This is a genomic window from Antarctobacter albus, assembly GCF_900101505.1.
Lineage (GTDB): Bacteria > Pseudomonadota > Alphaproteobacteria > Rhodobacterales > Rhodobacteraceae > Antarctobacter > Antarctobacter albus.
In genome coordinates this window covers 287,382-305,765 of record NZ_FMZI01000002.1, presented here as the reverse complement: position 1 = coordinate 305,765, position 18,384 = coordinate 287,382, and the positions used below count along the sequence as shown (strand labels likewise).

22 protein-coding genes are annotated in these 18,384 nt (G+C 66.3%); 2 read left to right on the top strand and 20 right to left on the bottom strand.

Going from position 1 to position 18,384, the window contains the following annotated elements:
* Positions 1-75: 75 nt before the first annotated feature.
* The 8 genes from BLQ71_RS04620 to BLQ71_RS04585 all read right to left on the bottom strand — a co-directional run bounded on the left by BLQ71_RS04620 (position 76) and on the right by BLQ71_RS04585 (position 5,286).
* Positions 76-1,281 carry an NADH-quinone oxidoreductase subunit E gene (locus BLQ71_RS04620; protein ID WP_074620879.1) on the bottom strand — a complete coding sequence of 402 codons (1,206 nt, stop codon included), beginning with the start codon at positions 1,279-1,281 and terminating at the stop codon, positions 76-78.
* Positions 1,282-1,372: 91 nt separating this feature from the next.
* Positions 1,373-1,681, bottom strand: coding sequence for a hypothetical protein (locus BLQ71_RS04615; protein ID WP_043143603.1), 309 nt, complete (start codon positions 1,679-1,681; stop codon positions 1,373-1,375).
* A 49-nt stretch (positions 1,682-1,730) separates the two neighbouring features.
* The gene (locus tag BLQ71_RS04610) at positions 1,731-2,291 is read right to left on the bottom strand and encodes a hypothetical protein (RefSeq protein ID WP_074620878.1); all 561 of its coding nucleotides are present in this window, start codon (positions 2,289-2,291) and stop codon (positions 1,731-1,733) included.
* The gene (locus BLQ71_RS04605) at positions 2,288-3,511 is read right to left on the bottom strand and encodes an NADH-quinone oxidoreductase subunit D (protein ID WP_052244579.1); all 1,224 of its coding nucleotides are present in this window, start codon (positions 3,509-3,511) and stop codon (positions 2,288-2,290) included. Before BLQ71_RS04605 ends, BLQ71_RS04610 begins: the two co-directional genes overlap by 4 nt.
* Positions 3,508-3,711: an NADH dehydrogenase gene (locus BLQ71_RS04600; protein WP_069086698.1), complete on the bottom strand. Its 204-nt coding sequence runs from the start codon at positions 3,709-3,711 to the stop codon at positions 3,508-3,510. The genes BLQ71_RS04605 and BLQ71_RS04600 overlap by 4 nt, the downstream gene beginning before the upstream one ends.
* Positions 3,708-4,316: an NADH-quinone oxidoreductase subunit C gene (locus BLQ71_RS04595; protein ID WP_074620877.1), complete on the bottom strand. Its 609-nt coding sequence runs from the start codon at positions 4,314-4,316 to the stop codon at positions 3,708-3,710. Before BLQ71_RS04595 ends, BLQ71_RS04600 begins: the two co-directional genes overlap by 4 nt.
* Positions 4,313-4,930, bottom strand: a complete 618-nt coding sequence (locus BLQ71_RS04590) for a NuoB/complex I 20 kDa subunit family protein (protein ID WP_229754806.1) — start codon at positions 4,928-4,930, stop codon at positions 4,313-4,315. Before BLQ71_RS04590 ends, BLQ71_RS04595 begins: the two co-directional genes overlap by 4 nt.
* Positions 4,921-5,286 carry an NADH-quinone oxidoreductase subunit A gene (locus BLQ71_RS04585; protein ID WP_043143593.1) on the bottom strand — a complete coding sequence of 122 codons (366 nt, stop codon included), beginning with the start codon at positions 5,284-5,286 and terminating at the stop codon, positions 4,921-4,923. Before BLQ71_RS04585 ends, BLQ71_RS04590 begins: the two co-directional genes overlap by 10 nt.
* A 307-nt stretch (positions 5,287-5,593) precedes the next feature.
* On the opposite strand from BLQ71_RS04585, the gene BLQ71_RS04580 reads away from it, so the two are divergent.
* Positions 5,594-6,325, top strand: coding sequence for an ATP-grasp domain-containing protein (locus tag BLQ71_RS04580; RefSeq protein ID WP_074621007.1), 732 nt, complete (start codon positions 5,594-5,596; stop codon positions 6,323-6,325).
* A gap of 6 nt (positions 6,326-6,331) precedes the next feature.
* Here the strand turns inward: BLQ71_RS04580 and BLQ71_RS04575 are convergent, their stop codons facing one another.
* The 12 genes from BLQ71_RS04575 to BLQ71_RS04520 all read right to left on the bottom strand — a co-directional run bounded on the left by BLQ71_RS04575 (position 6,332) and on the right by BLQ71_RS04520 (position 17,238).
* Positions 6,332-6,712, bottom strand: a complete 381-nt coding sequence (locus tag BLQ71_RS04575) for an NADH dehydrogenase (RefSeq protein ID WP_074620876.1) — start codon at positions 6,710-6,712, stop codon at positions 6,332-6,334.
* A gap of 11 nt (positions 6,713-6,723) precedes the next feature.
* Positions 6,724-7,500 (bottom strand): crotonase/enoyl-CoA hydratase family protein, encoded by a 777-nt coding sequence (locus BLQ71_RS04570; RefSeq protein WP_074620875.1) that lies wholly within the window; start codon positions 7,498-7,500, stop codon positions 6,724-6,726.
* An 8-nt stretch (positions 7,501-7,508) separates the two neighbouring features.
* The gene (locus BLQ71_RS04565) at positions 7,509-8,117 is read right to left on the bottom strand and encodes a class I SAM-dependent methyltransferase (protein WP_074620874.1); all 609 of its coding nucleotides are present in this window, start codon (positions 8,115-8,117) and stop codon (positions 7,509-7,511) included.
* A gap of 1 nt (position 8,118) precedes the next feature.
* Entirely contained in the window at positions 8,119-8,973 is an 855-nt protein-coding gene (locus tag BLQ71_RS04560) for a hydroxymethylglutaryl-CoA lyase (RefSeq protein WP_074620873.1), read from the bottom strand.
* 110 nt (positions 8,974-9,083) lie between these two features.
* Complete coding sequence (locus BLQ71_RS04555; protein ID WP_074620872.1) at positions 9,084-9,752, bottom strand: glutathione S-transferase family protein; 669 nt, start codon at positions 9,750-9,752, stop codon at positions 9,084-9,086.
* Positions 9,749-11,686 carry an ATP-binding protein gene (locus tag BLQ71_RS04550; protein ID WP_074620871.1) on the bottom strand — a complete coding sequence of 646 codons (1,938 nt, stop codon included), beginning with the start codon at positions 11,684-11,686 and terminating at the stop codon, positions 9,749-9,751. The genes BLQ71_RS04555 and BLQ71_RS04550 overlap by 4 nt, the downstream gene beginning before the upstream one ends.
* Positions 11,679-11,975, bottom strand: coding sequence for a hypothetical protein (locus BLQ71_RS04545; RefSeq protein WP_043143576.1), 297 nt, complete (start codon positions 11,973-11,975; stop codon positions 11,679-11,681). Before BLQ71_RS04545 ends, BLQ71_RS04550 begins: the two co-directional genes overlap by 8 nt.
* A 103-nt stretch (positions 11,976-12,078) precedes the next feature.
* Positions 12,079-13,680 carry a carboxyl transferase domain-containing protein gene (locus BLQ71_RS04540; protein WP_074620870.1) on the bottom strand — a complete coding sequence of 534 codons (1,602 nt, stop codon included), beginning with the start codon at positions 13,678-13,680 and terminating at the stop codon, positions 12,079-12,081.
* A gap of 16 nt (positions 13,681-13,696) precedes the next feature.
* The gene (locus BLQ71_RS04535; protein ID WP_074620869.1) at positions 13,697-15,244 is read right to left on the bottom strand and encodes an AMP-binding protein; all 1,548 of its coding nucleotides are present in this window, start codon (positions 15,242-15,244) and stop codon (positions 13,697-13,699) included.
* Entirely contained in the window at positions 15,244-15,723 is a 480-nt protein-coding gene (locus BLQ71_RS04530) for a lysozyme inhibitor LprI family protein (protein WP_069211575.1), read from the bottom strand. Before BLQ71_RS04530 ends, BLQ71_RS04535 begins: the two co-directional genes overlap by 1 nt.
* Entirely contained in the window at positions 15,720-16,031 is a 312-nt protein-coding gene (locus BLQ71_RS04525) for a hypothetical protein (RefSeq protein ID WP_437438245.1), read from the bottom strand. Before BLQ71_RS04525 ends, BLQ71_RS04530 begins: the two co-directional genes overlap by 4 nt.
* A gap of 43 nt (positions 16,032-16,074) precedes the next feature.
* Positions 16,075-17,238 carry an isovaleryl-CoA dehydrogenase gene (locus BLQ71_RS04520; protein ID WP_074620867.1) on the bottom strand — a complete coding sequence of 388 codons (1,164 nt, stop codon included), beginning with the start codon at positions 17,236-17,238 and terminating at the stop codon, positions 16,075-16,077.
* A 196-nt stretch (positions 17,239-17,434) separates the two neighbouring features.
* Between BLQ71_RS04520 and BLQ71_RS04515 the strand changes: the two genes are divergently transcribed.
* Positions 17,435-18,352 (top strand): Hint domain-containing protein, encoded by a 918-nt coding sequence (locus tag BLQ71_RS04515; protein WP_083342148.1) that lies wholly within the window; start codon positions 17,435-17,437, stop codon positions 18,350-18,352.
* The last annotated feature ends 32 nt before the right edge of the window (positions 18,353-18,384 follow it).

The following is an 18,384-nucleotide window of genomic DNA, read 5'->3' as shown; positions in this document are numbered from 1 at the left end:
TTCCTCCCTGTCGCCGATATCCGGTCCTGTCTGGACCGGAGTATCACGAAAAAAGGTGTCCGGGGCTATCAGACTTTAGGACCGCGCCGCCAGCTCCTTGGCCTGCGCCACCCATTCGTCGCGCGTGGCCCGGCCCTTGAAGCCTTCCAGATTGTCATCGACCCAGGCCAGTTCCTTGTCGGTCCAGGCGGCAACCTGGTCGAAGTGGTAGAAGCCCAGCGAGTTGAGCAGCTTTTCCAGCTTGGGTCCGACGCCCTTGATTTCCTTAAGGTCATCGGCCTTGCCCTCGCGCGGGGCATCAAGACCCACGGGCTTGTCCTCTGCCGAAGGAGCGGCCGGCTCTGCCGCGGGCTTGTCCTCCGCTTCGGGCGCCTCGTAGCGCCAGCTGCCCTTGCGGCTGGACAGGTCGTCCTGCCCCGGCAGCGGCGTGCTGGGCTGGACCAGCGCCTGCTCGACCTCGGCGGGTGCCTTGGCGACCTTCTCCGGCTTGGGCGCGGGCTTGGCCGGTTGCGGGGCCTCCTTGGCCGGGACATGTGCCTCGGGGGCGTCCGGCTGGCTGCCACGGGTGCCGGACTGGTCGTTCCAGGGCGCCGCCAGCGGCACCTCGGTGCCGTCGATGCGCTTGATCGTGTCGCCGATGTCATCGGCCAGCTGCGCGCTGGCGTTCAGCTTGATCGAGCCGTTCACGAATTCGGTCAGCGTGGTGATGCCCGGCTTGGGTTCCGAGGCGAAACGGCCGTTCTGCGGCCCCACCGTGGGCACCTCGCCCCGCGCCAGCGCGTCGAGCAGATCGCGCAGCTTTTCCGCGGTCAGGTCCTCGTAATAGTCCTTGCCGATCTGGGCCATCGGCGCGTTGGTGCAGGCGCCCAGGCATTCCACCTCTTCCCAGCTGAACTTGCCGTCCTCCGACAAGGCGTGCGGCTTGTCGGCGATCTTTTCGCGGCAGACGGCGATCAAGTCCTCGGCACCGCAGATCATGCACGACGTCGTGCCGCAGATCTGGATATGCGCCAGCGAGCCGACCGGCTGCAGCTGAAACATGAAGTAGAAGCTGGCCACTTCGAGCGCGCGGATATAGGCCATGCCCAGCATGTCGGCGACATGTTCGATCGCCGGACGGGTCAGCCAGCCTTCCTGTTCCTGCGCCCGCCACAGCAGCGGTATGATCGCGCTGGCCTGGCGGCCCTCGGGATACTTGGTGATCTGCTCGCGCGCCCAGGCCAGGTTGGCGGGCGTAAAAGCAAAACTATCGGGCTGTTCGGGGTGCAGTCGGCGCAGCATGGCTTTCGGCTTTCCGTCTTACGTCCGGCGCCAGGGCGCGGCGCCTCGGGTTTCAATCTTGCATCCAGTCCGGCCTCGGGGGCCGGTCACGTCACGTTGCCGCCTCGGGCGCGGGCTCTGTCTTGGGGGCGCAGGCGCCGGTCTGAAGGCGCACACCGCCGTTCGACAGCGGCACGGCCTGTTTCTGTTCGACCTTGTACTGCGAGATGGTCACCACCTTTTCGCGCGGCATCCCGGTCTGCAGCTCCACGGGCAGATAATCGCTTTCGTTCACGAGGTCACAACCGATCGAGGCCACCGCCGCATCAAAGGCCGCAAGGTCTTCTTCGGTGACGCCCTCGGGCAGGAAACAGCCCGAAACCAGTCCCGTCGCGACCAGGGCAAAAGCGTATCTCTTCATCGTGTCGTCCCTCGTAAAAGGCCGCGCGGCGGCGGCCCATCTTTCCCCGTCAGGGGCAATTCACCAGATGCGCCTTGCCGGCGGCGCGGTCCAGAACGATCAGGCCCTGGTCCATCATGATCTCTGCGGTATCCTCGGTCACTTCGCCAATGGCGTCGATCAGGCCTTCGGTCATCTCGCCGTCATAGACCGCCTCTTCGGCGACGTGGCGCGCCAGTACGGCCAGAAAGGCGTCCTCGCCGGTGCGCATGTCCAGCACGCAGCCGAATTCCTTCATCGTCTGCGTCACCGCCGGGATAAAGACGGAGGGCGGCAGCGCCTCGATGGCCTCGACAAAGGCCTTTTCGCCGCGCGCCCTGGAGAGCGTCGCCCGGGAGGCGGATGCCGCTGCCTTGGGGCCGAGGATCGGAAGGCAGCGTTCCATCACCAGGAAACGGTCGTCCGGGCCTTCGTCGACTTCACAGTAGAACGCATGACCGCCATTGCGGACCAGCAGACCATCGTCGATGCCGCCCAGGATTTCATAGCCGCGCTCTTCCTGGAAGATGGGCAGATCCTGAGCGAGCGCCGGCGTCACCGCCAGCGCGCAAAGCGCGATCAGCGCTCTCACCGGTCGATCTCCCCGAAAACGACGTCCATCGTCCCGATGATCGCCGCGACGTCGGCCAGCTGGTGGCCCTTGGCGACATGGTCCATCGCCTGCAGGTGCAGGTAACCCGGCGCGCGGATCTTGGAGCGGTAGGGCCGGTTCGACCCATCGGCAACGAGGTAGACGCCAAACTCTCCCTTGGGGGCCTCGACGGCGCAGTAGACCTCGCCCTCGGGGACGTGGAAACCCTCGGTGTAGAGCTTGAAGTGATGGATCAGCGCTTCCATCGAGGTCTTCATCTCGCCGCGTTTCGGCGGGGTGATCTTGCCGCGGGCCAGGACGTCGCCCTGCCCTTCGGGCGCGCGCAGCTTCTCGATGGCCTGCAGGATGATCTTCACGCTCTCGCGCATCTCGGCCATGCGGCAGAGGTAGCGGTCATAGCAGTCGCCGTTCTTGCCGACCGGGATCTTGAAGTCGAACTCGTCGTAGCACTCGTAGGGCTGCGCGCGGCGCAGGTCCCAGGCAAGGCCCGAGCCACGCACCATGACGCCGGAGAAACCCCATTCGTTGATCTCTTCCTCGGTCACGACGCCGATGTCGGCGTTGCGCTGCTTGAAGATGCGGTTTTCGGTCAGCAGGTCGTCGATGTCCTGCAGCTTGGCCGGGAATTCCTTGGCCCAGGTCTCGATGTCGTCGATCAGCGCGGGCGGCAGATCCTGGTGCACGCCCCCGGGCCGGAAATAGGCCGAGTGCAGGCGCGCGCCACAGGCCCGCTCATAGAAGACCATCAGCTTTTCGCGTTCCTCGAAGCCCCAGAGCGGCGGCGTCAGCGCGCCCACGTCCATCGCCTGCGTGGTCACGTTCAGCAGGTGGTTCAGGACACGGCCGATTTCCGAGTAGAGCACGCGGATCAGCGAACCCCGGCGCGGCACCTCGACCCCGGTCAGCTTTTCGATGGCCAGGCACCAGGCGTGTTCCTGGTTCATCGGCGCAACGTAGTCGAGACGGTCGAAATACGGCAGGTTCTGCAGGTATGTCCTGCTTTCCATCAGTTTTTCGGTGCCACGGTGCAGCAGGCCGATATGCGGGTCGCAGCGTTCCACGATCTCGCCGTCCAGCTCCAGCACGAGGCGCAGCACGCCGTGCGCCGCCGGGTGCTGGGGCCCGAAGTTGATGTTGAAGTTGCGGATCTTCTGTTCACCCGTCAGGGCGTCTTCGAAGCCTTTGGAGCCGTCCATCACGCGCGACCTCCGTCAATCTGATCCTTGAACGCCATGACCCAGAGCAGGATCAACGCCACAAGCGGGAAGATGGCGAAAATCGCCACCCAGTTGGGAATGCCAAAACGCGGCAGGAGCTTCCAGAATGGCACGACCACCAGTGCGCCGATGACAATCAGCCACAACAGACCGCCGCCACCAAAGCCCCAGCCGCCCATCATGCCTTTTCTTCCGTCTTCTCATCGCCGGGCAGCACGTATTGTGCCCCCTCCCACGGCGACATGAAATCGAACTGGCGGTATTCCTGCACCAGGCTCACCGGTTCGTAGACGACGCGCTTTTGCTCTTCGTCGTAACGCACCTCGGTATAGCCCGTGGTCGGGAAATCCTTGCGCAGCGGAAAACCGCGGAACCCGTAGTCCGTCAGGATGCGGCGCAGGTCCGGATGGCCGGCAAAGAGAATGCCGAACATGTCGAAGACCTCGCGCTCGAACCAGTTGGCCGAGGGGTGCACCGACACGATCGACGGCACCATCTCGTCCTCGCGGATCGCCACGCGCAGGCGGATGCGGTGGTTCTGGTACATCGACAGGAAATGATAGACCACGTCGAACCGCTTGGGCCGCTCGGGGTAGTCCACCGCCGTGATGTCCACCAAGGTCGAGAACTTGCAGGTCGGGTCGGTCTTCAGGAACTCGACGAAACCGCGGATGTTCGAGGGCGCCACGTCGACGTTCAGCTCGCCATGCGTGACGTCCCAGCCGATCACGCAGTCGGGACGCTTGGCCTCGATATGGCCACCCAGTTCGTTCAGCAAATCGCTCATCGCACCAATGTCCCCGTCCGGCGGATCTTTTTCTGCAACGCCATGATGCCGTAGACCAGCGCCTCTGCCGTCGGCGGGCAGCCGGGCACATAGACATCCACCGGCACGACGCGGTCACAGCCGCGCACCACGCTGTAGGAATAGTGGTAGTAGCCGCCGCCGTTGGCACAGGACCCCATCGAGATCACGTAGCGCGGTTCCGGCATCTGGTCGTAGACCTTGCGCAGCGCCGGGGCCATCTTGTTGGTCAGCGTGCCGGCCACGATCATCAGGTCGGACTGGCGCGGGGAAGCGCGCGGCGCGGTGCCGAACCGCTCCAGGTCATAACGCGGCATCGAGGAGTGCATCATCTCGACCGCGCAGCAGGCCAGGCCAAAAGTCATCCAGTGCAAGCTGCCGGTGCGCGCCCAGTTGATGATGTCCTCGGTCGAGGTCAGCAGGAACCCCTTGTCCTGCAGCTCGCGGTTGAGGGTCTGGGTCGCGACCTCGCGGTCACCGCCAGCGGTGTTCGACCCGTAGGGCGACAGCGCGGAGGGGCCCGACTTCACACGCGGCCCCTGTTGGCCGTCACCCTGCACATCGGTGACAAGCGCCTTGTCGTCGGTCACTCCCATTCCAGTGCCCCCTTCTTCCATTCGTAGGCAAAGCCGATGGTCAGCACGCCCAGGAAAACCATCATCGACCAGAAGCCCACCATCGAAACATCCTTGAAGGCCACCGCCCAGGGAAACAGGAAGGCGATCTCAAGATCGAAGATGATGAAGAGGATCGAGACCAGGTAGAACCGGACGTCGAATTTCATCCGGGCATCGTCGAAGGCGTTGAACCCGCATTCGTAGGCCGACACCTTTTCCGGGTCCGGGTTGCGCACGGCGAGGATCACCGCGGCAAGGATCAGGACAAGGCCGAGACCGATGGCAATGGCCAGAAAGACGAGGATGGGAAGGTATTCCCGCAGCATCTCTTCCAAGACGTGGCTCCTTCAAGGATCGGGCGCTGTGGCGCTTGGCTTATTGTCCCTTATCGCTGCCATCTGGCAGGGTCAACACGAGGCGCAAGCATTCAAATCCCTGCGAACAAAAGGCTTTCCCTGAAATTGGCGGATTTTCCTTTGTTGACAATGGGATGTCCGGAAATCCCATGCTGCACGGCAGCACACGCCGCGCGCAAGCGTCGCGCCCGGTGTTGTGATCACATGCGCCGGGGGCGGGAATCCCGCCATGTTCATGTCGGGCCGCCTGCGCTACCTGCCTCGGACAGACAGGAAAGACAGTGCCATGACCGTTCACATCCTTGCCCCCGACGACACGATCTTCAGCGTCAACCGCGATATCGCCCGCGTGGGCTTTGCGCAGCTTGGCGAAGAGGTCCGCCTCTTCGCGCCCGGGGATTTCGACGCCCTCGCGCTGGTCCCGGGGGATATCGTCGTGGGCGGCATCCGCTATGCCCGGCAGGGCATGGAACGGCTTGGCATTCCGGTGCCCGATCTCGACAGCATCCCCGAGGCGCTGATGCCCTTTGCCGGGCGGCGCATCTGGCAGGCGACGATGGCCGAGGCGCGACAACTGGCGGGCAATGGCAGCGCGATCTTCGTCAAGCCCCTGCCCGACCAGCCAAAGCTCTTTACCGGAACGCTGCTGTCCAGCTTTGCCGACCTGATCCCGACGGCGCATATCGCCGACGCCGAGCCCGTGATCTGTGCCGAACCGGTGGATTTCGTGACCGAGTATCGCGGCTTTGTCCTGCAGGGGGATCTGATCGACCTGCGGCCCTACCGGGGCGATCCGCTGCGTTTCCCCGATCCGCAGGTGATCCGCGCCGCGCTGGCCGCCCAGTCGCAGGCGGGCGCACCCGCGGCCTATGCGCTGGATTTCGGGGTCACCTCCGAGGACCGGACGCTGGTGGTCGAGATCAACGACAGCTACGCCGTGGGCGCCTACGGCCTCTCGCCCATGCGCTATGCCCGGCTGATCGCCACCCGCTGGGCGGAACTCGCCGCGCAGCGATGAGCCTGTTCAGCGCGCGGTAGAAATCATGACATAGGCGGCCAGTCCGGCCATCACCAAAGTGACCGGAAACCAGACCGCGCGTTCACGCGCAGAGGGGGTGATCCCGTTCAGCACCGCGCTGACCGTGCTGACCCCAAGGGCCGCCCACCCGCACCAGCGCGGCCAGTCCAGCCCCGGAAAGCCTGCCACCGAGAGGATCGCAAGCCCCTGGAAGATCAGCACCGGTACCGAAAAAGCCGCAATCACCCTGCCCGAGATGGGCAAGGCCCCCTCATGCTGCCCGCCCTGCGTCCAGGGCCCCAGCGGCGCCCCACCGATCAGCGCAAACTGGAAAAAGACCACCGCCAGGCAGGCCGTCGCATAAAGATGGGCGATCTGGATCAGCATCCCGCCCCCGGTCACGCCCAGGGCGCGGGCCGCTTGTCGAAAAAGGCCGCGATTCCCTCCTGCGCCTCAGAGGTTTCCCAGCGGTCGGCCAAGGCGTCGATGGCCCCTTCAACCTCGGCTTCGGTGACTTCGCCCGCCAGCCGCCGCAACAGGGCCTTGGCATCCCGAACCGCCCCCGGGGCACAGGCCAGCGGCAAGGCCACCTCCGCCGCGACGGCCTCGTCCAGGTCATCCGGGGCAACCGCCCGGTTCACCAGCCCCAGCGCCATCGCCTCGGCGGCGCCAAAGATCCGACCGTTCATGAAGATCTCCTGCGCCTTCACAGCGCCCAGCCGGGCGATCACGTAGGGCCCGATATTGGCCGGGATCAAACCCAGCTTGACCTCGGTCAGCCCGAATTTCACGCCCTCGGCGGCCAGCGCAATGTCGCAAACGGAAATCAGCCCCAACCCACCGCCAAAGGCATTGCCCTGCACCTTGCCGATCAGGGGCTGCGGCAGCGCATAAAGCGCGCCCAAAGCCTTGGCGATGCGCGAGGATTCCTCGCGCCGTGTCGCCCGGTCCATCTCGAACTGCGCGCGCATCCAGGCCAGGTCACCGCCGGCGCAGAAGGACTTGCCCTCGGCCGACAGCACCACGACCTTCACCTCCGCGTCCGACGCAAGGCTGCGCGCCGTGGCCTCCAGCTCGGTCATCATCTGCGCCGACAGCGCGTTGTGCTTGTCCGCCCGGCGCAGGCTGATCTCCGCCACACCCCGCGCGTCGCGCGATACCCCGATCAACTCCATCCTTGTCCTCACTCCTTTGGCAGCCGCCGCAGCAGGCTGACCTGAAATTTCTGTTCCTGCCCAGATGGCGTGACGTGGCGGACCCGCTCGGCGCCCTCCAGGCGCAGCCCCTGCCCCAGCGCAGCCAACAGACCTTCAGGCGAATAGCGCCGCACCGGCAGGCCCGAGCAACGCTCCGGCCCATCCTCTGCAAAGGTCGCGATCACAGCCGCACCGCCAGGCCGCAGCCCGTCGCGCAGGGCACGCGCATAGGCCAACCGGTCCTCCAGGTCCGTCAGGAAATGGAACACCGCCCTGTCATGCCAGAGATCGAAGGGCACCGAGGCCCGCCAGCGCGTGATGTCCTCGGCAACCCAGGTGATCTGCGCCGCTCCCGTCCCAAGCGCCGCCTGCGCCAGCTCCAGCGCTGCCGCGGAAATGTCCAGGACTGTCACATCCCAGCCCAGCCCGCGCAAATGCCCGGCCAGGGACGAGGCGCCACCGCCCACGTCGATCGCCCGCCCAGGCACCAGCCCGGACCGTTCGATCATCCGCAGCGAGGCCTCGGGCACGGCTTCGTGCCAACTCTTGCCCTCGACGCCTTCTGCGTAGGCGGCATCCCAATGTTCCCTGTCCATTTCAGCCCTCACGCATGGACCGCGCCACCTGCGCGGCCCTGTCCAGCACCGGCCGGTCCAGCCCGGTGACGTAGCCCTTGGCAACCAGGTGATCGTGCACCGCCTCCGTCGCCACGTTGCCCGCCGCCCCCGGCGCATAGGGACATCCCCCCAGCCCACCCACGGCTGCATCAAAAACCCGCAGGCCCCGCTCCAGCGCGACGTCGATATTCTCCAGCGCCCGGCCGGATGTGTCATGGAAATGCCCCGCCAGCCGCGCGGCGGGCATCTCGTCCAGCACCGCCGCCAGCATGGCGTCCACCGCCTCGGGCACACCCCGCCCGATGGTGTCGCCAAGGGAGACCTCGTAGCAGCCCATGTCGCGCAGCACCGCCACAACCCGGGCCACGGCCCCGGGCGCCACCGCGCCGTCATAGGGGCATTCCACCACGCAGGACACATAGCCCCGCACCGGCAGCCCCGCCTCTCTCGCCGCCTCGGCCACCGGCACGAAACGCGCCAGCCCCTCGTCGACACTGGCGTTGATATTGGCCCTGGAAAATCCTTCCGAGGCCGCACCGAACACCGCCACTTCGTCCGCCTTGGCCGCCAAAGCCCGCTCCAACCCCTTCAGGTTCGGCGTCAGCGCCGCGTAGGACACGCCCGGCGCCCGTGTGATCCCTGCCAGGACCTCGCCGGAATCCGCCATCTGCGGCACCCATTTCGGACTCACGAATGAGGCGCATTCAATGCGCCGAAACCCCGCCCCGGACAAGAGATCGACCAACGCCACCTTCTCCGAAGTCGGAATCTCGCGCTTTTCGTTCTGCAGCCCGTCACGCGGGCCCACCTCGAAGATCTCGACTGTCTCGCTCATCTTCCCCCTCCGGGTTTCTTCTTGGTCCAAATACCCATTCGCCGAGCCGCCCGCCGCAGGCGAAAGGCGAGAAAACCAGTGCGCCGAAGGCGCTCAATCGGATTGCCCCCTCACGCCTCCGGCACCGGGTAGAAGTCCTGCGCGTAAAACCGTTGCGGCCCCTCGCGCTCAACCGCCCGCTGATAGCCAGGACGCGCCTCCATCCGGGCGCGGTAGGCCAGAAGGCGCGGAAATTCCTCCATGTCCACGTAGTAAGGCGCCGCAAAAAGGTTGAACCCCATCATGATGTCCGCCGCCGAGAACCCGGAGGGCAAAAGCCACTCCTTCTCCCCCAGCGCCTCTTCCATCCCCCGCAGGGTCTGGCGCAGGCGCGCCACATGCAGCTTGACCACCACAGGCGCCGGTTTCGCAGGCGGGCGCAAAAAGACCATCTGAAGGTTCAGGTTCTCGATCAGGCTGGCCATCGTCTCGGCATAGTGCAGCCATTGCAGGAAGGCGGGGCGCTCCGGGTGGTCCGGCGCGCGGGTCAGGTCCGGCGCCAGCCGTTCGGCCAGGTATTCCACGATGGCACCGGATTCGCTCATCTCCAGCCCGTCCCATTCGATCGCCGGGATGCGTATCGCAGGCGAAACGCGCGCCAGGCCGCTTTCACGCATCTCCGGCGTGCCGATGCGGTGCTCGATCACTTCCAGCCCACCGAACCGCTCCGGGCCGATCTCTTCGATCAGCCAGAGGACGCGAAAGCTGCGCCCGTACTGGACGTGGTGCAGGCGGATCATCCGTCCTCCTCCAAAAGGACCAGCGGCGCGCCCGCCTCGACCTGGTCGCCCTCGGCCACCAGCACCTCGGACACCACGCCCGCGCGGCCCGCGCGCATGGTGTGTTCCATCTTCATCGCCTCCAGCACCACCAGCCGGTCGCCTTCCGCGACCTCCTGGCCGACAGCGACATGGACAGAGACGACCCGCCCCGGCATCGGCGCCAGCGCCCCGTCCAGGGCGCCCGCAGCCGCGGCGCCCCGCGCCAGCGGATCGGGCAGATCGAAGGCGATCCCGTAATGGGCAAAGACCGTCACCTGCCCCGGCGCCAGATAGGCGCCCGCAGCCGGCGTGTCATCGAAGGTCCAGCCGCGCACCCCGCGCAGCGCCTCGACGACCTGCCCCTCGACGGAGACCAGGACAGAGCCCGGCCCTCTGACCTTGACGCCGATCTCGCGCCGGGTGCCGCCCTGTTCCAGCACCACCCTACGCCATTCCGGCCGCCAGAGGGCAAAGCCGGTTTCCCAGTCCACGGCCTCCGTCAGCCTCAGCGCGGTCAGCGCCGCCTCGGCCCAGATCGCAGGCGTGATCTCGGGCTGTGCGGTCAACGCGTCGATGTCCCGCGCGATCAACCCGGTGTCCACCTCTCCCCGCGCAAAGCCCTCGTGTTCCGCAAGCGCGCCAAGAAAGGCGAGGTTCGTCACCGTGCCCGCCACCCGGCTGTTGCGCAGCCCCCGCGCCAGGCGTCGCAGGGCCACGGCCCGCGTGGGGCCATGCGCCACCAGCTTGGCGATCATCGGGTCGTAATGCGGGCTGATGGCATCACCGGCCCGCACGCCGGTTTCCGCGCGCAACCCCTCGGGGAACGACAGGTCCGACAGCGTGCCCGTAGCGGGCAGGAATCCCGCCGGCACGTCCTCGGCGTATAGCCGCGCCTCGAAGGCATGGCCGTTGATCTTCAGGTCCTCCTGCCGGGCGGGCAATGGTTCGCCCGAGGCGACCCGAATCTGCCATTCCACCAGGTCGACACCGCAGATTTCCTCGGTCACCGGGTGTTCCACCTGCAGGCGGGTGTTCATCTCCATGAACCAGAACCCGTCGGGGCGCAGGCCGTTGGCTCCGTCCACGATGAATTCCACCGTGCCCGCGCCCTTGTAGCCGATGGCCTCGGCGGCGCGCACGGCGGCGGCCCCCATCGCGGCACGCATCTCCTCGGTCATGCCGGGCGCAGGCGCTTCCTCGATCACCTTCTGGTGGCGGCGTTGCAGGGAACAGTCGCGTTCGAACAGATGGACCGCCCGCGTCCCGTCGCCAAAGACCTGCACCTCGATATGGCGCGGGCGCTGGATGTATTTCTCGATCAGCACCGCATCGTTTCCGAAGGCGGTCAGCGCCTCGGCCTTGGCCCTTTCCAGCGCGTCGACAAATTCCTCGGGCGCCTCGACCAGCCGCATCCCCTTGCCGCCGCCGCCCGCGACCGCCTTGATCAGCAGAGGATAGCCGACACGGTGTGCCTCGACCTCCAGGTGGCCGGGGTCCTGGTCTTCGCCCATGTAACCGGGCACTACGGGTACGCCAGCCTCGTCCATCAGCCGCTTGGCCGCGTCCTTGAGCCCCATCTGGCGGATCGCCTGCGCCGAAGGCCCGACAAAGGTCAGGCCCGCCGCCTCGACCACCTCGACGAAATCCGGGTTCTCGCTGAGAAAGCCGTAGCCCGGGTGGATCGCCTGCGCGCCGGTGGTTTGCGCGGCCTCGATGATCACGTCGGTCCGCAAGTAGCTCTGCGAGGGCGCCGCGCCGCCGATACAGACCGCCTCGTCCGCCAGCGCCACGTGCAAGGCATCGGCATCCACGTCGGAATGAACGGCCACGGTGCGCAGACCCATCGCACGGGCGGTGCGGATGACACGGGCAGCAATCTCGCCCCGGTTTGCAATCAGGATGGTGTCAAACATGGTCATTGTCCCTTGCCTCTTCGACCCACACGCCGCGCTTCGGGCGTTGCTCAAGAAAATCGATCAGGATGAATCCGTAAGGCGAACATGGCCGCCCGGTCAGGCAATCGCGGGTAGAAACCGGCTGCCCATCGGTTGAATTGCGACCGACGTCGATAATTCGCGTTTCAGTTTCGCCGATGCAAACCCGCATTCCCGTTTTCGGCATACCCTCAATACGGTTCAGCATCACGACCAAGCCCTTCTCACCCGCCAGGAAACAGACATCAACCTGACCGCGAAACCGCATGCGTTCGGCCTTTCGATAGAAGTGGTTGCTGTGTGGCCTGTCACATCCGCTGCGCGGGTGTGACCTTGGCCACCGCCTGCGCAAGTCGGTGCTTGCGCAGGCATCACATCCGGAACACGCCAAAGCGTGTCTCCTCGACCGGCTTGTTCAGCGCGGCGCGCAGGGAAAGTGCCAGGACTTGCCGGGTCTTGCGCGGGTCCACGATGCCGTCGTCCCAGAGCCGGGCACTGGCATACAAGGGATGCGACTGTTCCTCGAACATCTCCAGCGTCGGGCGCTTGAACTCGGCCTCTTCCTCCTCGGACCAGGTGCCGCCCGAGCGTTCGATGGCGTCGCGTTTCACGGTGGCCAGCACGCCCGCCGCCTGGGCGCCGCCCATGACCGAGATCCGGCTGTTGGGCCAGGTCCACAGAAAGCGCGGCTGGTAGGCGCGGCCCGCCATGCCGTAGTTGCCCGCCCCGAAACTGCCGCCGACCAGCACCGTCACCTTGGGCACCGAGGTGGTGGCGACAGCGGTGACCATCTTGGCCCCGTGGCGCGCGATGCCCTCGTTCTCGTACTTGCGGCCGACCATGAAGCCGGTGATGTTCTGCAGGAAAACCAGGGGGATGCGCCGCTGCGAGCAAAGCTCGACGAAATGCGCGCCTTTGGAGGCGCTTTCCGAAAAGAGCACACCGTTGTTGGCGATGATGCCCACATCCATGCCTTCCAGCTTGGCAAATCCGCAGACCAGCGTCTCGCCGAATCGGGGCTTGAACTCGTCGAAGTAGGAGCCGTCCACGATCCGCGCGATGACCTCGCGGATGTCATAGGGTGTACGCAGATCGGCAGGCACCACGCCGAGCAGTTCATCCGGGTCATAGGCCGGCGCTTCGCCCTGTAGGATGGGTGCTTTGCACCCATGCCCCCCAAGCGATCCGACCGCCCGCCGCGCCAAGGCCAACGCATGGGCGTCATCCTCGGCCAGGTAGTCGGCCACACCAGACAGGCGCGTATGAACGTCGCCGCCGCCCAGGTCCTCGGCTGTCACCACCTCTCCCGTCGCCGCCTTGACCAAAGGCGGCCCGGCCAGGAAGATCGTGCCCTGTTCCTTGACGATGATGGACACGTCCGACATGGCGGGCACATAGGCCCCGCCCGCCGTGCAACTACCCATGACCACGGCGATCTGCGCGATGCCCTTGGCCGACATCCGCGCCTGGTTGTAGAAGATCCGCCCGAAATGGTCGCGGTCCGGGAACACCTCGTCCTGGTTCGGCAGGTTGGCACCACCACTGTCCACGAGGTAGACACAAGGAAGCGCATTTTCCTCGGCTATCTCCTGCGCGCGCAGGTGTTTCTTGACCGTCATGGGATAATAGGTGCCGCCCTTCACGGTGGCATCGTTGCAGATCACCATGACCTGCCGCCCCTGAATCAGCCCGATGCCCGCGATCACCCCCGCGCAGGGCGCCGCGCCGCCGTACATGCCATGCGCCGCCGTGGTCCCGACCTCCAGGAAAGGCGACCCGGGGTCGAGAAGGTTGGCCACCCGCTCGCGCGGCAGCATCTTGCCCCGGCTCAGGTGGCGGTCGCGCGCCTTTTCCCCGCCGCCGGACATGGCCAGCGCGGCGGCCTCCTGGATCTGGTCGAGCGCCTCGAGATGGGCCGCGCGGTTGGCCTCATAGGCCTCACCCGCCGTCAGCACCTGGGATTGCAGTTTCATGTCCCCGTCCCCTTGTTCATTCCTGCGCGGTCTCGGCCGCCGCGCGCGCCTTCAGTTCCTTGCGGATCACCTTGCCCGTCACCGTCATCGGCAGGGCGTCCAGAAAAGAGATTTCCCTTGGATAGGAATAGCTTGCGAGGCGATCCTTCACCCATGCCTGCAGCGTCCCGGCGTCGACCTCGACACCCGGTTTGCGGACCACGTAGGCCTTGACGATCTCTGTCCGCAGCGGATCGGGCTTGCCCACCACCCCCACGGTGGCGACGCCGGGATGGGTCAGCAGGCAGTCCTCGATTTCCGCCGGACCGATGCGGTAGCCGGCAGAGGTGATGACGTCATCCTCGCGGCCCACGAAACGGATAAAGCCCGCGTCGAGCCTCCCCCGGTCGCCCGTCACCAGCCAGTCACCGCGAAACTTTTCCGCCGTCGCCCCGGGCCGGTTCCAGTATTCCAGCATCATCGAGGCACAGCCGCGCCGCACGGCAATGTCGCCTTCGCCCTCGACCGGCGAACCGTCCTCATCGATCACGGCGATGTCGAAGCCCGGCACCGCCCGGCCAAGGGCGCCCGGTATCGGATCGAAAAGCGCCGCGCAGGAACTGGCCACCATGTTGCATTCGGTCTGGCCGTAGAATTCGTTGATCGTGACACCCAGCGCCGCGCGCCCCCAGGCCAGCATCTCGGCTCCCAGCGGCTCGCCACCGCTGGCGACAGAGCGCAGCCCGGTGATCCGGGCATCCGCAGCCTTCAGAATACGCAGGGCCGTCGGCGGAAAAAACACATTCCTGACAGCGTGTTCCGAGACGATCCTTGTGCACTCATCGACGTCGAAGCGCCGCATCCGCGCCGCGACCACCGGCACCCCCAGCGCCAGCCCCGGCATCAGCACGTCGAACAATCCGCCGATCCAGGCCCAGTCGGCGGGCGTCCACAGGACGTCGCCCGGCTGACCCAGGAAATCATGGCTCATCTCCACCCCCGGCAGGTGCCCGGTCAGGACCCGGTGCCCGTGCAACGCGCCCTTGGGCGTGCCCGTGGTACCCGAGGTATAGATCAGCACGGCGGGCGTTTCCGGCCCGCTGTCAAACGCCGGCCCCTCGGCCCCCTCTGGCGGCAGCTCGTCCTCGCGCAGAACCTCCAGGTCGAAAGGTGCCAGCATCCCGGCGCCCTCCGCGTCCGTGACCACCACGCCCGCGCCGCTGTCCGACAGGCGCGAGCGCAGCGCGTCCTCTCGGAACAGCATGAAAAGCGGCACGGAAATCGCCCCCATGCGCCAGCAGGCCAGATGCGCGGCCGCGCACAGCGGCGACTGGCTGAGCAATACGCCCACCCGGTCGCCCGGCCCCACGCCGCGCGCCAGAAGCGCCGCCTGCACCCGCCGCGACAGGGCCGCCAGGGCGCCGTAAGTCACCGCCGCGCCGCTGGCATGATCCAGGATCGCAACGCGGTCCGGGTCGCGGCGCGCCCAGAGGTCGCAGGCCTGCTCGGCCATGTTCAACCGCGCCGGCAGATCCCAGCGAAAGCCCGCGCGCAGCGCGTCATATGTGGGGGCAGATTTCAGCATCAGCCCGGCGTCACCATGCTTTCGATGTACCAGGTCTGCTCGGCGGTCTCGCGCATCAGGCATTCGACGCCTGCGGGCCCGGCACCGGTGCCTCCGCCCCAGTGGCTGCGGGCATAGGCGCATTTGGCGTCACGGAACCGGATCCAGGCGCGCTGCATTTCGCGCAGGGCCTCTTCTTGCGAAGGGGCGAAACTGGCGTTGTCGATGTCGGCCTGTTTGGCATAGCGGATCGCAAATCCGTAAGAGGCGTTCAGGCGGTCGTCCCACCAGTCCAGCTCGCGCCCGTAGCAGCCGCTGAGAACCACCGTGGCATAACCGTTGTCCTCGACGCAGGCCGCGGCCGACAGCCCGATACAGCTGCGAAAGTCCGCGCCCGATCCCAGGCAGCTTTCGGTCGCGCGCGGCGAGAACACCAGCTCCTGCGCCGTGGCGGGCAGTGCCGCACAAGCGGCAACAATGGCAAAGGCAATAGATCTCATGTACTTGGTTCCTTCATCCTGTCACCGTCCGCCGGCTGTCCCGTGACCAGTCCGCCAATTCGGTTCACCCGGTAGACCCGCCGATCCTGCCCCGTGCCGCAGCGTATCACCAGCCAGACCCGTGCCCCCGGAACCGCCGAGCAATCCGCCGCCTGCGCGCCGGTTTCGGCCATGTAGCGGGCGGCATACCTCTCGATCGCCATGCTCTCTGTCAGGTGGGCCGCGATCCAACCGGCCCGAAAGGCCAGGAGCGCGCCCAGGGCCACCAGCGCCGCCAGCGGCGCCCAGAGCAGCAGGCGCATGCTCACCGCGACCGCCGGCCCCTGGTCCGCATGGGCGCGGCGCCCCTCATCAGGACATGGCCCCCATCAGCTCGCGCCCGACCAGCATCCGGCGGATCTCGCTCGTGCCGGCGCCGATCTCCATCAGCTTGGCATCGCGGAAGATCCGCGCCACCGGCGCATCGTTGAGGAAGCCCGCGCCGCCCATCGCCTGCACCGCCTGGTGTGCCTGCACCATCGCCTGTTCCGAGGCGTAAAGGCAGCAGGCCGCCGCGTCCTGCCGCGTGACCTCGCCCCGGTCGCAGGCCTTGGCGACCTCGTAGACATAGGCGCGGGCGGAATTCATGGCCGTGTACATGTCGGCGATCTTGCCCTGCATCAGCTGGAAGTTCCCGATGGACTGGCCGAACTGCTTGCGCTCGACCAAGTAGGGCATGATCTCGTCCATGCAGGCGGCCATGATGCCCAGGCCGATGCCCGCCAGCACGACACGCTCATAGTCCAGCCCGGACATCAGCACGCGCACACCCTTGCCTTCTTCGCCAAGGATGTTCTCGAAGGGCACTTCGACATCCTCGAAGATCAGCTCGGCGGTGTTCGATCCGCGCATCCCCAGCTTGTCGAAATGCGGACTGGTGGAAAAGCCCTTCATGGTCTTCTCGACCAGGAAGGCGGTGATGCCCTTGGCCCCGGCGTCGGGATCGGTCTTGGCGTAGACCACCAGCGTATCGGCGTCCGGCCCGTTGGTGATCCAGTACTTGTTGCCGTTCAGAACAAAGCGGTCGTTCCGCTTTTCGGCGCGCAGCTTCATGCTGACGACATCCGAGCCGGCCCCCGGTTCGGACATGGCCAGCGCGCCCACGTGTTCGCCCGAGATCAGGCCGGGCAGGTACTTGCGGCGCTGTTCATCGCTGCCGTTCAGCTTGATCTGGTTCACGCAGAGGTTGGCATGTGCCCCGTAGGACAGCGAGACAGAGGCAGAGGCCCGCGCCACTTCCTCGACCGCGACGGTATGGGCCAGATAGCCCATGCCCGCGCCACCGAATTCCTCGGGCACGGTGATCCCCAGCAGGCCCAGGTCCCCCATCTCGCGCCAGAGTTCGGCGGGAAACGTGTTGCTGCGGTCGATCTCGGCGGCCATCGGCTTGACCCGCTCCTGCGCCCACTTGTGCACCATCTCCTGCAGCGCAAGCACATCCTCGCCCAGGTCAAACTTCATCGTCGCCAGAAACACGCCCGCTCCTCCCAAGTAATGAACGCTTGTTCATTTAACGCGAGCAAGCGAGTCGGGTCAATGGGGTTGCAAACGCGCGGCACGGCCACTTGGCTGCGGGACCTTTGATCTGCCTCAAGCCGCTGCCCGGCTGGATGCGTTAAAGCGACAGGACACCCGAGGCCAAGCCACCGGACGACCAAGGAAAGACGACAGAATGCCCAGCCCCGATTCCTATTCCTACGCCTACTTCCTCGGCACGACGCCGCCGGACGGCTCCACCGCCTATACCAATCGCTATGTGACCGACACGACGATGACGGACGGTGCCGATGGCGCAAGCAATGACACCACGACTGTCGGCGATCCGCTGACATGGACGGGGACGGCCCAGAACCCCGTCACGCTTTATGGCTTCAACGCCGATGGCGATCCGATCATCGCCATCACGGGCACGCTCAGCACGTCTTACTGGGTGGCATCCAACAGGTTCTACGATGCCGACGGCTCTGTTCTTGTCGGCCCGGTCACCAGCGGCGACTACACCTATTGTTTCGCCGCCGGGACGGAGATTGCCACGCCCTCAGGCAGCCGCCCCGTGGAGTCGCTGACCATAGGCGATCTCGTCCTCACTGCGGACGGACGCATCGTGCCGGTCAAATGGCTGGGGCGTCAGGCCCTTCGCACAGGGATAGCCGCCAGGAGGGCGCAGATGGTCCGCATTCGCGCGGGCGCGCTGGGGGACGGCATTCCGCATCGCGACCTGACGGTGACAGCGGATCACGGCATGATCCTCGACGGGCTGGTGGTGAACGCCAGCGCAATGGTCAACGGGGACAGTATCGACTTTGTCCCGCTATCCGATCTGCCCCAGCGGTTCACCGTCTACCATGTCGAGACAGAGGCGCATGACGTGATCCTGGCCAACGGCGCGCCTGCGGAAACCTTCATCGACCTTGTCGGTCGACGGGCCTTTGACAACTTTGGTGAATACCTCGACCTCTACGGGGTTGAACGGATCATCCCCGAGATGCCCCGCCCGCGGATTTCGGCCCGGCGGCACCTGCCTGCGGCACTCCGTGAACGCCTTGCCCCAAGGGCAGCGGGCACCAACGCGACACGGCGCAGCGCCTGACGCAACCGGACCGGTCAAGCCGCAGGGCGCCG

Excerpts from the sequence above, each read along its gene's own strand:
- BLQ71_RS04620 (WP_074620879.1), bottom strand. The coding sequence starts at position 1,281 with ATGCTGCGCCGACTGCACCCCGAACAGCCCGATAGTTTTGCTTTTACG.
- BLQ71_RS04615 (WP_043143603.1), bottom strand. The coding sequence starts at position 1,681 with ATGAAGAGATACGCTTTTGCCCTGGTCGCGACGGGACTGGTTTCGGGC.
- BLQ71_RS04600 (WP_069086698.1), bottom strand. The coding sequence starts at position 3,711 with ATGATGGGCGGCTGGGGCTTTGGTGGCGGCGGTCTGTTGTGGCTGATT.
- BLQ71_RS04595 (WP_074620877.1), bottom strand. The coding sequence starts at position 4,316 with ATGAGCGATTTGCTGAACGAACTGGGTGGCCATATCGAGGCCAAGCGT.
- BLQ71_RS04590 (WP_229754806.1), bottom strand. The coding sequence starts at position 4,930 with ATGGGAGTGACCGACGACAAGGCGCTTGTCACCGATGTGCAGGGTGAC.
- BLQ71_RS04580 (WP_074621007.1), top strand. The coding sequence starts at position 5,594 with ATGACCGTTCACATCCTTGCCCCCGACGACACGATCTTCAGCGTCAAC.
- BLQ71_RS04575 (WP_074620876.1), bottom strand. The coding sequence starts at position 6,712 with ATGCTGATCCAGATCGCCCATCTTTATGCGACGGCCTGCCTGGCGGTG.
- BLQ71_RS04570 (WP_074620875.1), bottom strand. The coding sequence starts at position 7,500 with ATGGAGTTGATCGGGGTATCGCGCGACGCGCGGGGTGTGGCGGAGATC.
- BLQ71_RS04565 (WP_074620874.1), bottom strand. The coding sequence starts at position 8,117 with ATGGACAGGGAACATTGGGATGCCGCCTACGCAGAAGGCGTCGAGGGC.
- BLQ71_RS04560 (WP_074620873.1), bottom strand. The coding sequence starts at position 8,973 with ATGAGCGAGACAGTCGAGATCTTCGAGGTGGGCCCGCGTGACGGGCTG.
- BLQ71_RS04555 (WP_074620872.1), bottom strand. The coding sequence starts at position 9,752 with ATGATCCGCCTGCACCACGTCCAGTACGGGCGCAGCTTTCGCGTCCTC.
- BLQ71_RS04550 (WP_074620871.1), bottom strand. The coding sequence starts at position 11,686 with ATGTTTGACACCATCCTGATTGCAAACCGGGGCGAGATTGCTGCCCGT.
- BLQ71_RS04545 (WP_043143576.1), bottom strand. The coding sequence starts at position 11,975 with ATGCGGTTTCGCGGTCAGGTTGATGTCTGTTTCCTGGCGGGTGAGAAG.
- BLQ71_RS04540 (WP_074620870.1), bottom strand. The coding sequence starts at position 13,680 with ATGAAACTGCAATCCCAGGTGCTGACGGCGGGTGAGGCCTATGAGGCC.
- BLQ71_RS04535 (WP_074620869.1), bottom strand. The coding sequence starts at position 15,244 with ATGCTGAAATCTGCCCCCACATATGACGCGCTGCGCGCGGGCTTTCGC.
- BLQ71_RS04530 (WP_069211575.1), bottom strand. The coding sequence starts at position 15,723 with ATGAGATCTATTGCCTTTGCCATTGTTGCCGCTTGTGCGGCACTGCCC.
- BLQ71_RS04515 (WP_083342148.1), top strand. The coding sequence starts at position 17,435 with ATGCCCAGCCCCGATTCCTATTCCTACGCCTACTTCCTCGGCACGACG.